Below are 15,341 nucleotides of genomic sequence, written 5' to 3' on the forward strand. Positions count from 1 at the left end.
TTGTTTTATTCTTCAACGCTGGCAATCAAAATGCGGTCTGCGCCGTCTTTTTCTTCCACTTCAACGATAATTTCTTCTTTCATAGATGTTGGAATATTTTTTCCTACGTAATCTGCTCGAATCGGTAATTCTCTATGTCCTCGATCTACTAAAACCGCTAAGGAGATTTTTTTTGGTCTACCTAGATCCATTACTGCGTCCATCGCTGCTCGAATAGTCCTGCCTGTAAAAAGCACATCGTCGATCAAAATAACTTCTTTTCCTTCTAATGACACTGGAATACTTGACGAATGTAGTTCTGGTTCTTCAAGCGAGCGTTCCTTCATTGTTTGTCCATCCATATCATCACGATATAAAGTGATATCCAATTCACCAACTGGAACATCGGTATGTTCTAATTGCTTAAGACGTTCGGCAATCCGTTGAGCAATATAGATTCCTCTTGTTTTGATTCCCACAAGTACAATGTCTTGGACCCCTTTGTTTCTTTCGATGATTTCATAAGTGATTCTTGTTAGTGCACGTTTCATCGTTACAGCATCAACGACTTCTTTTCCTTGCATATCTATTCTCCTTTATCAAAATATTTTTAGTGTTTGCTGCCCTTCGAGCTTCCTGTTTCAGCGGCTGGGCTTCCGCTTGCTCTTTTAGCATTTTTTTGAGTTGGTCATCCAAACAAATTTTGGAAAACAAAAATCCTCCTACCCGTGTTTAGGTAGGAGGATGGAATACATCTATACAAAGATACCATGTATCACACACAGACCATGACTAAGCGCACCTAGTTGGATCCTGCATGTTTCCTTCTTAGCCTCACGGGACTATTCTTAAAGGAGAAATTATTCAATTTTCTTTCTCAAACAGTGTACCTTTTCTGAAGCAATAAATCAATCATTATTTCTTAAATCGTCTAAAGTTTTTTCAAACAGTTCAGGTAAAGGTGCTTCAAAGACCATCATTTGTCCAGTTGTCGGATGTTTGAACCCCAGCATTTGTGCATGCAAGAACTGACCGTTACCTTTTAGCGTCTTTCTAGGTCCATAAAGAGGATCACCAGCTACTGGATAACCAATGTATTTCATGTGGACACGAATTTGATGCGTCCGCCCTGTTTCAAGCTGTAACTGTACTAAAGTAAAACCTTCAAAACGTTCCAACACTTCAAAATGCGTCACTGCTGGTTTCCCGCCTTCAATAACTGCCTGCATCTTACGATCATTCTTGGAACGTCCGATCGGTGCATTGATTTCGCCTTTATCATGAGAAATCTCTCCGTGGACAAGAGCAACATATTTTCTAAGAGACGTTTTGTCTTTCAGCTGTTCTGCTAAAGCAACATGCGCATGATCATTTTTAGCGACCATCAATAAACCAGATGTGTCTTTATCGATACGGTGAACGATTCCAGGCCGAATCACCCCGTTGATCGAAGATAGATCTTTGATATGATACAATAAGGCATTGACCAGTGTTCCTTGAGAGTGACCAGCGGAAGGATGAACGACCATTCCCTGAGGTTTATTTATGACCAAAACAACATCATCTTCATAGACAATATCAAGTGGAATATTTTCTGCTTGAATATCCAACTCTTCTGGTTCAGGAATCGTGATCAATATCTCATCAGATGGTTTGACTTTATAATTTGAACGGATGATTTCACCATTGACCTTTACGTGGTTCTCTTTGACCCATTGTTGAATTTGTGAACGAGAATGCTCTTTCAATAGATCACTTAACACCTTATCGATCCGGCCAGTTTCTGTGTCTATTTTTACATTAATTTGCTCCATTTTTTCCGTCCTTCGCTGCTTTTTCTTCCAATATCAAATAAATAAAAATACAAGCTACTCCGACTACCAGCACGCTGTCAGCCACATTGAATATTGGGAAATTCATAAATTCAGTTTGAAACATATCTACTACATAGCCTAAGCGCAAACGGTCGATAAAATTACCGATAGCACCTGCTAAAATCAAACTCAAACCGATCGTGAACCATTTACTTCCATGGATATTTTTGATCAAGATATAAAGCACCACTGCAACTACAATAATAGTGATGATGTAAAAGAACCACATTTTCCCCTCAAGTAAACTCCAGGCTGCTCCTGTATTACGAATATTCGTAAACGATAAAACTCCAGGTATAAATTCTTTCGTTTCACCAAGATTTATATTGGCAACGGTCAAATATTTCACCCACTGATCTAAACCGATCAATACGGCGCTGATAATAAGATAAACTGCTAACAAATAACTTCATTCCTTCTCTAAAATATTGTATAAATCTCTCGGACGGATAATCCCTAGCAAATTGCCATTTGGATTCCCATCAGAGGTAATCAGAATCGCTTCCAATTTAACTTGGCTAGAAAACATCTCTTCCACTTGAAATACAGTCGTTTCTTGATCGACAAACTGATAATTACTTTCTTTGTAATTCGTCAATAAAAGCTCTGATGCTTTGCGTCCATCCAAATGAATATCTCCATGAGAACTTTCGATAGCAAGCCAAATCCCTAATCCGCGGGCAGTGATCAATCCTTTAAAAATTCCTTTATCATAAATAGGAAATTGAGAATATTGCTTCCTAGCAACAATAGATAAAATCTCTTTGATCGAAATAGAGATATCAAAACCCGTAACCTTTTTAGCAAAACGTGGTAAAACCTTATCCGGGCTGATCAATGCTTGTTCGATTTCTTCTATACGTCTAACAGCCCATTCGTTTGGTTCAGCTATGACAAAGTCATTTGAAATTCGTTCATGTACGATAGCATTTCTTAATTGAGCCATCTGCAGCAGATCATCCTGAAAGTGCAGCACTTGACTATCCTTTTTTCTAGCTAAACGCCGAACCATTTCACTGAAGCCCATATTAGTCGGGTTATTCAGCTCTTCACGAAACCATTTTTCAATTCGATTAAATGCAGCTAAAAATGACTCAGCTCTTTCTCCCATTAGTGTGTCTCCTTAATGATATATGCCTTTTTAAACATAGAAAATAAAAACACGATGTATGCTACAAGCAAAAATAAAATACCAAATATATTTAAATGAAAAACAGGAACTAAGAGCATCCCTATGAAAAGTATAACATAATTTGATACCAAAATCGGATTCATTGTTATTTCTATACTAATTGGCTGTCCTTTATCGATCAAGATCAACGGCTGGCTTTTTAAAAGAAAGAAACTCACCTGAACAGTACACTGATCCTCTGTAACTTCCAGTTCTTTTGTCTGATTATGATTTAAGTAAATCCACTTTTCTCCGTTTTTCTTTAGTTCGATCGGGCTGCCCATTCCATAGAATCCTGTATTTCTTGTACAACGAACATCCATTTTGATTCCTCCCTGAGCTTTAATTAGAAGTATATACCAAAAACTCGGACACGAAAAGAAAGAAGTTACTATAAAGAGCAGAACCATGACGTATCGTTCGGAAAAAGTAACCACCAAACATTGTATTTTTTACGTACAACCTTTGGTGGTCACCTCAAAACTAAAAACCAGCTTTGTCCTGGTTTCTATTTATTATTTTAAAATAATCCAATTGCTTGTCCATCTTGATCTACATCCATATTCAATGCAGCAGGTTTTTTAGGGAGTCCCGGCATAGTCATCACATCTCCAGTCAATACTACAATAAATCCAGCACCGATCTTTGGTACCAATTCGCGAACTGTGACTGTAAAATCTTCTGGGCGCCCTAATGCTTCTGGATCATCTGATAAAGAATATTGCGTCTTAGCCATACATACAGGCAAACGATCCCAACCGTATTTTTCAAAGACCGCAAGTTGTTTTTGGGCTTTTTTTGAAAATAAAACACCGCTTCCGCCATAAATTTTTGTGACGATCGCCTGAATTTTTTCTTCTAGATCCATTCCTTTTTGATAAATCGTTCGAAATTCACCTTGTTCTTCATCGATCAATTCAACCACTCGATTTGCTAAAGCAATCCCGCCTTCTGGTCCATTTGCCCAAACACTGGTCAACTCTACTGGAACATTTTGCGTCTCACAGAGCTCTTTTAGTGTAGACAATTCCTTTTCAGTATCCCCCGAAAATTCATTGACTGCAACGACTACTGGTAAACCATAGCTTCTCATATTTTCAATATGTTTTTGAAGATTGGCGAATCCTTTGACCAAAGCCGCTATGTTTTCTTTTGTCAACTCTGTTTTAGAAACTCCGCCATGCATTTTCAATGCTCTTATCGTTGCAACGATGACAACTGCATCAGGTGCTTTTTTTAGATTAGGCACTTTGATATCCAAAAATTTTTCTGCACCTAAATCGGCCCCGAATCCTGCTTCTGTTACAGTAAAATCCCCAAGCTTCAATGCTGTTTTTGTTGCTAAAATACTATTACAGCCATGAGCAATATTCGCAAATGGACCACCGTGAACCAATGCTGCCGTTCCATAAATCGTTTGAACGAGGTTTGGTTTCAACGCATCCTTCAACAGTAATGTCAAAGCACCTTGAACCCCTAGATCACTAACGGTGACCGGCTCCAAATCAAAAGTATACGCAATCACGATATTTCCTAAGCGAGATTTTAAATCCTCTAAATCAGAGGCTAAACACAGCACCGCCATAATTTCACTGGCAACTGTAATATCGAATCCGTCTTCTCTTGGGACCCCTTGGATTGGTCCACCTAAACCGACCATCACTTGGCGCAGTTCTCGATCATTCAAATCCACCACACGTTTCCAGATCACTCTTCTTGCATCGATGCTCAACTCATTCCCCTGGTGTATGTGATTATCCAACAACGCAGAAAGAGCATTATTGGCTGTAGTAATCGCATGCATGTCCCCTGTAAAATGCAAATTGATATCTTCCATAGGTAAAACTTGAGCAAATCCTCCGCCAGCAGCACCGCCCTTGATCCCCATAACGGGACCTAATGAAGGCTCACGTAGAGCAATCACGGTTTTTTTGCCGATCTTATTTAATGCATCCCCCAACCCAATCGTGACAGTTGATTTTCCTTCTCCGGCCGGAGTCGGATTGATCGATGTGACTAATATTAGTTTCCCGTCTGGCTTTTTCGACAAATGTTGGATGGCAGAAAAGTTGATTTTCGCTTTATGTTGTCCATATAATTCTAAATCATCCTCTTTTAGATCGATCTTTTCTCCAATTTTAATGATTGGTGATAATTGAACTGACTGTGAAATTTCGATATCTGTTTTCATTACGCCCTCTTTTCCCGAACTTTTTATGTACAATAAGTGTTTTTCGTTAAGATATTAACCATTATACCTTTTCTTTCTCCCTATTTCTATGGTAAAAAAAGCATTTTTGCAAAAGATTGACGAGGATTTGTTTTCACTTTATAATGATGCTAGACTTTAGAAAATAAAGGGGCGTGATTTGAATGGAAAAAGGGTTCGTCAAGTGGTTTGATAATAGAAAAGGTTATGGTTTTATTAAGTACAATGAAGACGATGAAATTTTTGTTCATTTCACAGCAATTGAAGGCGATGGGTTTAAATCATTAGATGAAAACCAAGCGGTAGAATTTGAAGTTATGGAAGGTACACGCGGTCTCCAAGCTGCACACGTGAAGAAAGTATAAACAAAAAGCTGAGAGGCGTATTTCCTAGGAAATGTCCTTCTCAGCTTTTATTTTGCTTTATTCTATTTAGTTATTCCGTTATTGCTTTACAGCCTTTTGGTTTGGGTCTTCATGAATAAGCACATGATCAGGCAGCATTGTTTCAATCTGAGAAATAAAAGCAGCTTTCGTTTTTTTTGTCATTATATAGAGCTGGCTGCCTTCTTTAAACTCACTAGAAATAATTTTGATCGATTTAGGACCAACAAAAATAGCCTCGATCGTTTGTACTTTTATTTTCCTACGTCTAATTGGTAATAATGCATGGATGATCAGCTGATCAGCTTTCAAAATAAAATAACGATTCAATCCTAAAAGTGCGAAGAAAAAGAACACGCCTAAAACAATGTTGCTCACCAAATAAGGGCGAGTGTGCTCCAACATCAAAATCAAACTTAAAAATAAAATGCCAAATGTACAGGACCAATAAATTATCGTTGTTGATAATTCTGGCTGCCAATGATAGACTCTTTTCTTCATACAGCGACCCCTTAGTAAAAATTCAGTATGTTACAATAATAACATACATCAACTTTTAACGAAAAGAAAATAAGGAGATATTTATGTTACGAATATATGTCGATGCTGCAACAAAAGGAAATCCTGGTCCAAGCGGCGGAGGAATCGTGATCGTTGGCGAAGAAGGTCACGAACAACACCATATTTCTCTAGGAGAATGTTCAAACCATGAAGCTGAATTTAGAGTATTTATCCAAGCGCTTCAGCTGTTGATCGAAAAGAATTATACGGATCAGACGATCGTGATTCATTCTGATAGCAAAGTGGTCGTTCAAACAATCGAAAAAGATTATTCAAAAAACCCTTTATTTCAGCCATACTTAGCTACTTATAGACAATTGGAGCCACGCTTTTCGTTACTATTGATCAAATGGATCCCAGAAAGTCAAAACAAAGGCGCTGACACTCTAGCAAGACAGGCTTTACAAAAATACCATTAGATGAGAAAATAAAAATACTGATCGAATGCAATAATTAGCATTCGATCAGCATTTTTTACATTGTTATGTCTGCCATTTTCCCTTTAGTTATCTTTAAAATGGCCTCTGGAGCTAATTCTATCTGTACACCTCTTCTGCCAGCTGAAACAATGATTTCCTCAAATTCATTCGCTTCTTGAGCAATGTAGGTTGGAAAAAGTTTCTTCATCCCAATCGGCGAGCAGCCTCCGCGAATATAACCTGTAGTTTCTTCGAGTTCCCTCAAATGAAGCATTTCAACTTTTTTATTTCCGCTGACCGTTGCTATTTTTTTTAGGTTCAATTCCTTTTCACCAGGTATCACTGCAACAACAGGTCCAGTTTTATTACCGACAGCGACCAGTGTTTTAAAAATTTTGCCTTCGGTCACGCCTAATTTTTCCGTAACACTTTCCGCACTTAAATGATCTTCACTCCACGCAAACTCATATTCTTTGTAAGGAATTTTTTGTTGCTCTACAATACGGATCGCATTTGTTTTTTGTGCTTTCTTTTTTCCCATAGTCCACCTCTCAGTTTTTTGATAATGATAGGAGATTTAAAAGTTGGCGTAGTTTCACAACAGAGATTTGACCAGGTGCAGAAGCTTTTCGATCAGCGCCAAAGGTTAAAGCTGAACCAAAAAGCTCACCAGTCAATCGGCTGATCAACCCCAGTTGCCCCATGGACATCGTTACGATCGGACGATCTGCATGATCCTTTTTCATCTCATTGGACGCCGCAAGTAAGGTTATAACATCTTCGGAGGTTTGCGGCATTACAGCGATTTTACAAATGTCCGCATTCATTTCCTGCATCCGACAGAGCCTAGAAATAATCTCACTTTTTTCTGGCGTTCGATCAAAATCATGATTACACATGATCACTTTGATGCCTTTAGAATGAGCGAGCTGAATCGTCTGCTTCACAAGCTGCTCATCCATGAATAGCTCAATATCGAGTAAATCAAGACAGCCTCTTTGAATCATCGTTTGATACAATAAAAAATAGTCGCTATCTTTGAGATCAGTCACTCCACCTTCTTTTTTGGTGCGAAAAGTAAAAAGTAATGGTTTATCCAAAAGATATTCTGTGATTTTTTTAGATAATTCCGCTACTGCTTGGAAATCAGTAACCTGTTCAAAAAAATCGACCCGCCATTCCACTAAATCACATTCGATTTTTGCTAAATGTTTGGCATCATTGATTATTTCGTCTTCTGTTTTTCCAACAAGCGGCACAACTATTTTAGGACTGCCACTGCCAATACTGATTCCTTTAACATCAACTGTTCTCATCTTTCCTCTCCTTCTATCCCGAGTTGCAAATGATCCTATTTTTGAGCTATTTTTTGATTTCAATAAAGAATACTTTCAAATAATTACCTTCTTGAAAATGTTTATTTGTTTTAAAATCACTTGGCAATTGATACGTTTCTTTAAATTGATAGCGGACATGCTTTTTATCTAGTGCCTGAATGATCATTTTTTTGTATTTTTCAATTGAAATATTCGCAGCATTTGTTGAAGCGATCAATAACCCCTTATCAGCTAGAATAGTCACTGCATCTTCTACTAAATCACCATAGTTTTTTGCCACTGAAAAGACTTTCTTTTTGTTTCGAGCAAAACTTGGCGGATCTAAAACGATCACATCATAATGTAGTTCTTTACGCACAGCATATTTAAAATACTCAAAGACATCCATCACAATGATTTTTTGCTCGGCTGGGTCGATTTGATTTACTTCAAACTGTTCTTTAGTTTTTGGTAAACTTCTTTTAGCTAAATCAACACTAGTCGTTTTTGCAGCGCCGCCCATAGCACTCGCAACTGAAAAGGCGCCCGTATAACTAAACATATTCAACACAGTTTTACCAGCTGCTGCCCCATCGATCAATCGTCCGCGAACTTCTTTTTGATCTAGAAAAATTCCTGTCATCAAGCCATCATTCAGATAGGTTGCGTAAGTCACACCGTTTTCCAAAACCAATAATGGTTCAGGAGCATCCTTACCGAATAATTTTTGTGATTCAGGCAAAGACTGAGTTGAAAAGCGAATTTTTTCGTATCCACCGATAATCTCAGGTACGCTTGCTTTGAAGGCTTGGATGATTTGTTCTTTCATATTATATAGCGTTTCATTGTACCAAGAAAAAACGGCAAACTCATCATAGCGATCGATCGTTAAACCGCCTAACCCATCCCCTTCACCGTTAAACAATCGATAAGCTGTGGTTCCAAGATCTTGTTCGAAAACCGCTCGCTCATTTTTCGCCTTTAAAAATAGCTTTTCTAAAAATTCGGAATCGATACTCCCTTGCCGATTGACTAGCCAGCCTATTCCTTTATTTTGTTCGCCAAGATAGCCTGATGCAACGAAATTTCCTTTGCTATCAAGAAAATCAAGCCATTCCGCAGAAAATTTTTGTGGTGTCTCCTGCAAATCTTCCTTTTGGACTAAGGGATAGCCTGCTTTAATTTTTTTCTCTGATTTTTTTGTTATTCGTATGTTCATTTTCTACATCCTTTAGCTTTCAATTAAGTATTCTCCATTATATTCTTTCTTGGTCAGTATATCAAAAAAAGATCAAGCTGTCGTTACCTATAAGAATCGTTTTTATCCATCTTTGACTGAAGATGAGCTAATTTCTACTGCTTCTTTTTTAAAGAAAAGTAAAATTTCATTAACAATCCGCTCCCAATTCTTGATTTAAATTGACAGGGCTTGAGGAACAGAGTAAAATTAATGCTGTATATGTAAAGCTTGTGAAAACTTTTCATTGGCTTTCTCTTAGATTTGATCGTAGAAAGGATTCGTTCACTTTGAATATTTTAAAAAAAATACATACACCTAAATTTTTAGATACCCGTATGGGGCTGTTTCTCTTTATAGGTGTCCTGATTTGGATGAAGTCGATTTTTGCTTATGTTGTCGATTTTCATCTGCGTATCGAAAATGCTTTTGAATATTTTATTCTCTTTATCAATCCAATTGCTTCAACTTTTTTCTTGTTGGCAATTGCTTTGTATGTGAGAAGAAAAAGAGCTTCCTATATCACTATGATGGTGATTTATTTCCTAGTTAGCCTGCTTCTTTTCTCAAATGTTACTTATTATAGAGAATTTACTGATTTTATCACTGTTAATACTATGCTTGGTGCCGGAAAAGTTGCCAGCGGTCTTGGTGAAAGTGCATTGCGTCTTTTCAGACCTTATGATGTGATTTACTGGCTCGACTTTATTATCGTTGGTATTTTATTACTGACGAAAACAATCAAAATGGATGAACGTCCAGTTAGAGCTAGAGTTGCTCTTTCTATGAGTTTATTATCTGCTTTGTTCTTTGCTGCAAACTTAACTTTAGCGGAAACTGCAAGACCACAATTATTAGGTCGTCAGTTTTCCCGTGATTATATCGTGAAATTTTTAGGCTTGAATGCTTTTACTGTTTATGATGGTGTCACAACGTATCAGACGAACCAAGTACGAGCAGAAGCAAGTGAGAACGACATGGATACAGTTTCTGACTATGTTAAAGGTCATTATGCTGAGCCTAATCCAGAAACATTCGGAATTGCCAAAGGAAAAAATGTGATTTATATCCATTTAGAAAGCTTCCAACAATTCCTGATCGATTACAAGTTAAAAGATGAAAATGGTGTCGATCATGAAGTTACTCCATTCCTTAACAGTATTTTCCATAATAATAGTACGTATAGTTTCGACAATTTTTTCCATCAAGTAGGACAAGGAAAAACGAGTGATGCTGAAACGATGTTTGAAAATTCATTATTCGGTTTAGATCAAGGATCATTATTCACTCAAGTCGGCGGAAAAAATACATTTGAAGCTGCTCCAGCAATTCTAGATCAAGAAGCTGGTTATACTAGTGCTGTTTTCCACGGAAATGCCGGTAACTTCTGGAATCGTAACGAAACTTATAAGCATTTAGGGTATGATTACTTTTTCGATGCTAGTTATTATGATGTTAACGAAGATAACTCTTTCCAATACGGATTGCATGATAAACCATTTTTCAACCAGTCCGTTCAATATTTAGAGCATTTACAACAACCATTTTATTCTAAGTTTATCGCTGTTTCTAATCATTATCCTTATTCTCAATTTACAAATGATGAAGCAGGATTCCCGATTGCAAATACGTCAGATGAAACGATCAACGGCTACTTTGCTACAGCGAATTACCTTGACAAATCTGTTGAAGAATTTTTCAATTATTTAAAAGCATCTGGATTATATGATAATTCAGTGATCGTACTTTACGGCGACCATTATGGTGTTTCGACTTCCCGTAATAAGAATTTAGCTGAACTCGTTGGTAAAACAAAATCTACCTGGAATGATTTTGACAATTCAACAATGCAGCGTGTACCATATATGATTCATATTTCAGGTCAAACAAATGGCGGGATCAATCATACGTACGGTGGTCAAATCGATGCACTACCTACCCTACTTCACTTGCTGGGTATTGATACAAAGAATTATATTCAAATGGGACAAGATCTATTCTCTAAACAAAATGAACAGCTGGTTGCCTTTAGAAATGGTAACTATGTTTCACCTAAATATACGATGTTAGGTTCTAATATCTATGATACAGCAACTGGTCTATTGATCAGTGAACCAACTGAACAACAACTGCAGGAAACGAAAGCGTTAAAAGACAAAGTAAGCTTACAGCTTGAGATGTCTGATCAAACGACGAACGGTGATCTTCTTCGCTTCTATACAAACAGCGGTTTGACGCCGGTAAATCCTGATAATTACAATTATAAAGATCAGCTGGAACAAATGAAAAAAATCGAATCTAAAAAAGGGAAATCATCAACGAGTGTTTACAGCAAAAATAACAACACATCCACTGTTGATAAATACCACACTGAATCCTACCAGGATTACCAAAAAGCAAATAAATAGTCATGAAAGCTTGAGTAATTACTCAAGCTTTTTTATACCTTTTTCATAGATTATTCATATTCTTATTTTATACTTGTTCCTGTGAGGTGAATCTATTTGAAAAACATTCGTTACGCCTATGCCAGTGTTTCCTATCATAAAAAAACATCCTTTAGTCTTGGACTTTTTTCTGGACTTTTTCTCGTACTATCGACAAGCATTTTGAACCTCATCGATTTAGAAAACACATTTTATCAACAAGTAAAGTATTTGGCGAATCTATCTGATTACTTAAAAAATCATCAGAAATTTATTCACCTATTCTTAGTGATGTACATAGTACTCTTAGTCGTTGCATTGTTTATTATCAGCCTTTTACTTTTTTCGACTCTTCGTTTAAAAAGACAAGATATGTTAAAATGGCGGATCATGGGATTTAAACGTTCTTTTATCATCAAGCAAGCTGTCTTGGAAACGCTGATTCCATTGATGATCGGGATTTTTTTCGCGGCTTTTGCTTTATTGGTTTGCCAGCATACCTATGAGTTTCTTTTGATCAGGATAAAACCTATATTAGCTGCTCAATTTGGAATTGAACGAGTTACGTTTTTTTCTCCGAATTTTGTTGTTGAAAGCACACCAAATCAAGTAATGACTGCTAATGGCAATACTACCTTTATTTCATTAGGGATCACCAATCTGCCTATTTCTGTCATATTCAAAGCTTTTCTAAAAAATTGTTTGATTCTTACTGGTACAACTACACTAGTAACATCGATTTCTACCTATTCATTTTTGAAAAAAAGAATTCAGTATTAAGGACGTGAATAAATGGATTTTTCTTTACAAAATTTCTGGACGCAAGAGCGTTTCAATGAATTATTTCAGGAACAACATATGACAGTCATTTTAGAAGATCAAAGCCGTATTCAAGCTGATTTTTTCTTTCTTATCGATAAGACATTTGATTTAAAACAAACGATGGCGATCGGTTTTATTCTATCTGAAAATACGTTTCTCCCTTATCTCTCGATTCGTGATAATCTGTTTCTTGGTACATCGATCAAAGAGAAAAATAAAAAGCCTCTGCTAATAGAACAGCTTAGTTATGTTGGCTTAACACACGATGTACTGATTAAATCTGAATCTGATTTAAACACATTAGAAGTAATCAAGCTCCAATTAGTTCAACTGCTATTGCTTGATAAAGACATCATCATCATTGATGATATCTTCCAAAAATTATCGATTGGACAGCGGCAAGAGCTACTTCCATTGCTGCAAAAAATCGCTAAAGAAAAGAAAAAAGCTATTTTAGTATTAACGAACGACATTCAGATTGCAGAAAGTCCTTATATGGATAAAATCATTCATACAGCATAAAAAAGGTTTGGCGGCCCCTCTATGAGCGGATACTGCCAAACCTTTTTATAGCCATTAAATAAGCTGGGTAAAGAGAACGATCATCTTCACCCAGCTTATTCTTGTTATTATACTCTTTCCTTACTCTTCGTCTTGAATTTCAACATCCGGGAATGAAATGGTAAAGCTTGTTCCTTTCCCCTCTTTACTTTCAACGTTGATCTTCCCTTTATGCAGTCTCACTAGTTGCTGAACGATAGACAATCCTAAACCAGATTCTCCATATTTCGTGTTTTTCCTAGATGGATCGACCTTATAGTAGCGATCCCAAATATTTTGTACTTGGTCTTCTGACATTCCAATTCCTGTGTCAGTAATCGTTACGATCGTTTCCAAATAACCTTTTTGTAAATGAACTCGTATCTCTCCGTCTTGAGTAAATTGTATCGCGTTTTGCAGGATATTGACCATGATCTGAACGAAGCGATCATAGTCAGCATAAACGTCAATAGGTTCGTGTGTTTCAAGAATCAAGCGATCATTAGCAGATTCTGCTTTCGCTTCTAATTGTGTTAAAATATTTTCCAGTGTCTCTGTAGCATTGAATTTTTTCACAACAATGCTGATTTGATTCGTTCTGATTTTCTCATAGTCTAGATTCTCATTGACTAATCGTATCAGACGAGAGGTTTCATTTTGCATCAATTTAATAGCATTAGCTCGTTGATTTTCAGGTATTGCGTCATACTGAAGTCCTTCTAGCAAACCGTTGATCGTTGTTAAAGGAGTTCTCATTTCATGAGAGGCATCGGCCATAAATTGGCGGCGGCGTTCTTCTTGACGATCGATTTCTTCTCTTGATTCTTTTAGTGACTCAGCCATCTTGTTGAAATCTTCCGCTAAGTCATCAAATTCATCTTTGTCATGGGTTGCTAATTTTACATCAAAGTTTCCACTGGTGATTTCTTTTGTAGCTTTCCTCATTCGATTGATCCGTTTAACTTGGAAACTCGCAAAGAAATAGCTTAAAATCAAGCCCACTATACTAGATATGATAAAACCCTTGAATAAATTCGATGTAATAGCATCCATACTATCAGACACGTTTTTTGCTGGTTGGGTAACCACTAACGCGCCAATGATCGTATTTTGTTGCGACTGAATATCGGTCATCGTCACAGGCAGCATAACATAGGAGGAGACATTCTTGTTTCCGTAAATATCTTTATCTACTGTGGCAAACTCCTGTTGTCCTTGCATCAATCCATCCCAGTTAGCTTTGATCACTGTATCGTCTAGCTTTTTTTCAGGATTAAGTGGGTATTGAACATTCATATTCGTATCATAAAAAACGAATTGAACATCCTGATTGCTTAAAAAGCCTTCAAATAAATGAAAAGAAACATTCCACGTATCTTGATCAGTCATTCCCGGCTGTCTGGTGATCGAATCCTTCGCCTGCCATGCTGATTTAGCATAGCCTTGTAATTGTTCATAATTCGAATCTTGTAAGGTTTTTTTCGTTAATTGCGTAAAAGATGTCCCCACGATCAAAATGATTAAAATGATCACACCCCAAAAAGCGAGTAATTGCTGATGTAAATATTTCATCTAAGCAACTCCAGAATCATCAAATTTATACCCTACGCCCCAAACCGTTTGAATAACTTGCGGTCCCACTTTTTCAATCTTTTGACGCAACTTTTTGATATGAGCATCAACTGTTCGCTCATCTCCAAAATATTGATAATCCCAAACCATTTCTAGTAGTTGCTCACGGGAAAAAACTTGTCTTGGTTTTTTTGCAAGTGTATACAGCAAATCAAATTCTTTCGGTGTCAAACCGTCGATCGGTTTATTATCAAGATAAGCTTCCCTAGTTTTTGTATTCATTTTGAAATGTTCTGTCGTTACATCAAACTTTTCATCTGAAGGTTCAGAGCTATCAACATGCTCTCCGATCTCAGAACGACGATGAAGAGCTTTGATACGAGCGATCAAGGTCAACGGACTGAACGGCTTAGTCACATAATCATCTGCGCCCATCTCAAGCCCTATCACCTGATCACTTTCAGAATCTCTGGCAGTCAGCATAATGATCGGTACAGTATTTGATACCTTGCGAACTTCACGGCACACTGACATCCCATCCATCGTTGGTAGATTCAGATCCAGTGTGATCATATCCCACTTCTCCGGCGCTTCTAAAAAGGTATCCAATCCTTCTTTGCCGTCATATTTGAAAGTTGCTTCCCAACCTTCGTTCAAAAAGAACATTTGCATCATTTCTGATACAGATTCATTATCTTCGATCATTAATACATTCATTTATATACCGCCTCTTTTCTTCATAGTTAACGTCAGTAATATTATACTCTAAAAATCGCTAAGCTCCAATAACTTCTATCTTTCTTCAAAAAAGCTTTGTCTTTTTTTCAATCTT

General features: G+C 37.1%; 17 protein-coding genes. 5 read left to right on the top strand and 12 right to left on the bottom strand.

Annotated features, from left to right (window positions below; translation table 11 throughout):
• Nucleotides 1–5: 5 nt before the first annotated feature.
• From pyrR to H3T55_RS07890, 6 genes are all read right to left on the bottom strand, one after another.
• On the bottom strand, nucleotides 6–563 hold the full coding sequence (gene pyrR / locus H3T55_RS07865) for a bifunctional pyr operon transcriptional regulator/uracil phosphoribosyltransferase PyrR (protein WP_087639994.1): 558 nt from the start codon (nucleotides 561–563) through the stop codon (nucleotides 6–8).
• A 324-nt stretch (nucleotides 564–887) separates the two neighbouring features.
• The gene (locus tag H3T55_RS07870) at nucleotides 888–1,793 is read right to left on the bottom strand and encodes an RluA family pseudouridine synthase (RefSeq protein WP_225534022.1); all 906 of its coding nucleotides are present in this window, start codon (nucleotides 1,791–1,793) and stop codon (nucleotides 888–890) included.
• Complete coding sequence (gene lspA, locus H3T55_RS07875) at nucleotides 1,780–2,256, bottom strand: signal peptidase II (RefSeq protein ID WP_225534023.1); 477 nt, start codon at nucleotides 2,254–2,256, stop codon at nucleotides 1,780–1,782. Before lspA ends, H3T55_RS07870 begins: the two co-directional genes overlap by 14 nt.
• 6 nt (nucleotides 2,257–2,262) lie before the next feature.
• The gene (locus tag H3T55_RS07880) at nucleotides 2,263–2,964 is read right to left on the bottom strand and encodes a CBS domain-containing protein (protein ID WP_225534024.1); all 702 of its coding nucleotides are present in this window, start codon (nucleotides 2,962–2,964) and stop codon (nucleotides 2,263–2,265) included.
• Nucleotides 2,964–3,347, bottom strand: a complete 384-nt coding sequence (locus H3T55_RS07885; protein WP_225534025.1) for a hypothetical protein — start codon at nucleotides 3,345–3,347, stop codon at nucleotides 2,964–2,966. Before H3T55_RS07885 ends, H3T55_RS07880 begins: the two co-directional genes overlap by 1 nt.
• A gap of 197 nt (nucleotides 3,348–3,544) precedes the next feature.
• Nucleotides 3,545–5,215 (bottom strand): formate--tetrahydrofolate ligase, encoded by a 1,671-nt coding sequence (locus H3T55_RS07890; RefSeq protein ID WP_225534026.1) that lies wholly within the window; start codon nucleotides 5,213–5,215, stop codon nucleotides 3,545–3,547.
• Between the two features lie 182 nt (nucleotides 5,216–5,397).
• Between H3T55_RS07890 and H3T55_RS07895 the strand changes: the two genes are divergently transcribed.
• Nucleotides 5,398–5,598, top strand: coding sequence for a cold-shock protein (locus tag H3T55_RS07895; protein WP_225534027.1), 201 nt, complete (start codon nucleotides 5,398–5,400; stop codon nucleotides 5,596–5,598).
• 78 nt (nucleotides 5,599–5,676) lie between these two features.
• On the opposite strand, the gene H3T55_RS07900 is transcribed toward H3T55_RS07895, so the two are convergent.
• Complete coding sequence (locus H3T55_RS07900) at nucleotides 5,677–6,117, bottom strand: EbsA family protein (RefSeq protein ID WP_225534028.1); 441 nt, start codon at nucleotides 6,115–6,117, stop codon at nucleotides 5,677–5,679.
• An 83-nt stretch (nucleotides 6,118–6,200) separates the two neighbouring features.
• Here H3T55_RS07900 and H3T55_RS07905 point away from each other — a divergent pair, with 83 nt between their 5' ends.
• Nucleotides 6,201–6,596: a ribonuclease HI family protein gene (locus H3T55_RS07905; RefSeq protein ID WP_225534029.1), complete on the top strand. Its 396-nt coding sequence runs from the start codon at nucleotides 6,201–6,203 to the stop codon at nucleotides 6,594–6,596.
• A 55-nt stretch (nucleotides 6,597–6,651) separates the two neighbouring features.
• Here the strand turns inward: H3T55_RS07905 and ybaK are convergent, their stop codons facing one another.
• Genes ybaK through H3T55_RS07920 form a run of 3 tightly spaced genes read right to left on the bottom strand, consistent with a single transcriptional unit; the run spans nucleotide 6,652 to nucleotide 9,131 of the window.
• On the bottom strand, nucleotides 6,652–7,137 hold the full coding sequence (gene ybaK, locus H3T55_RS07910; RefSeq protein ID WP_225534030.1) for a Cys-tRNA(Pro) deacylase: 486 nt from the start codon (nucleotides 7,135–7,137) through the stop codon (nucleotides 6,652–6,654).
• 10 nt (nucleotides 7,138–7,147) lie between these two features.
• Complete coding sequence (gene aroD, locus H3T55_RS07915; protein ID WP_225534031.1) at nucleotides 7,148–7,912, bottom strand: type I 3-dehydroquinate dehydratase; 765 nt, start codon at nucleotides 7,910–7,912, stop codon at nucleotides 7,148–7,150.
• 46 nt (nucleotides 7,913–7,958) lie between these two features.
• Complete coding sequence (locus tag H3T55_RS07920) at nucleotides 7,959–9,131, bottom strand: class I SAM-dependent rRNA methyltransferase (protein WP_225534032.1); 1,173 nt, start codon at nucleotides 9,129–9,131, stop codon at nucleotides 7,959–7,961.
• 356 nt (nucleotides 9,132–9,487) lie between these two features.
• Here H3T55_RS07920 and H3T55_RS07925 point away from each other — a divergent pair, with 356 nt between their 5' ends.
• The 3 genes from H3T55_RS07925 to H3T55_RS07935 all read left to right on the top strand — a co-directional run bounded on the left by H3T55_RS07925 (nucleotide 9,488) and on the right by H3T55_RS07935 (nucleotide 12,919).
• Nucleotides 9,488–11,557 (top strand): LTA synthase family protein, encoded by a 2,070-nt coding sequence (locus H3T55_RS07925; RefSeq protein WP_225534152.1) that lies wholly within the window; start codon nucleotides 9,488–9,490, stop codon nucleotides 11,555–11,557.
• A gap of 96 nt (nucleotides 11,558–11,653) precedes the next feature.
• Nucleotides 11,654–12,355, top strand: a complete 702-nt coding sequence (locus H3T55_RS07930) for a hypothetical protein (RefSeq protein WP_225534033.1) — start codon at nucleotides 11,654–11,656, stop codon at nucleotides 12,353–12,355.
• A 12-nt stretch (nucleotides 12,356–12,367) separates the two neighbouring features.
• Entirely contained in the window at nucleotides 12,368–12,919 is a 552-nt protein-coding gene (locus H3T55_RS07935; protein ID WP_087639981.1) for a hypothetical protein, read from the top strand.
• Between the two features lie 120 nt (nucleotides 12,920–13,039).
• Here H3T55_RS07935 and H3T55_RS07940 read toward each other — a convergent pair whose 3' ends face one another.
• Entirely contained in the window at nucleotides 13,040–14,509 is a 1,470-nt protein-coding gene (locus H3T55_RS07940) for a sensor histidine kinase (RefSeq protein WP_225534034.1), read from the bottom strand.
• A complete protein-coding gene (locus H3T55_RS07945) occupies nucleotides 14,510–15,226 on the bottom strand; it encodes a response regulator transcription factor (RefSeq protein WP_087639979.1) in 717 nt (238 codons plus the stop codon).
• Between the last annotated feature and the right edge of the window lie 115 nt (nucleotides 15,227–15,341).

The organism is Enterococcus sp. S22(2020) (assembly GCF_020295385.1).
In the GTDB taxonomy this organism is placed as follows: Bacteria; Bacillota; Bacilli; order Lactobacillales; family Enterococcaceae; genus Enterococcus_L; species Enterococcus_L dunnyi.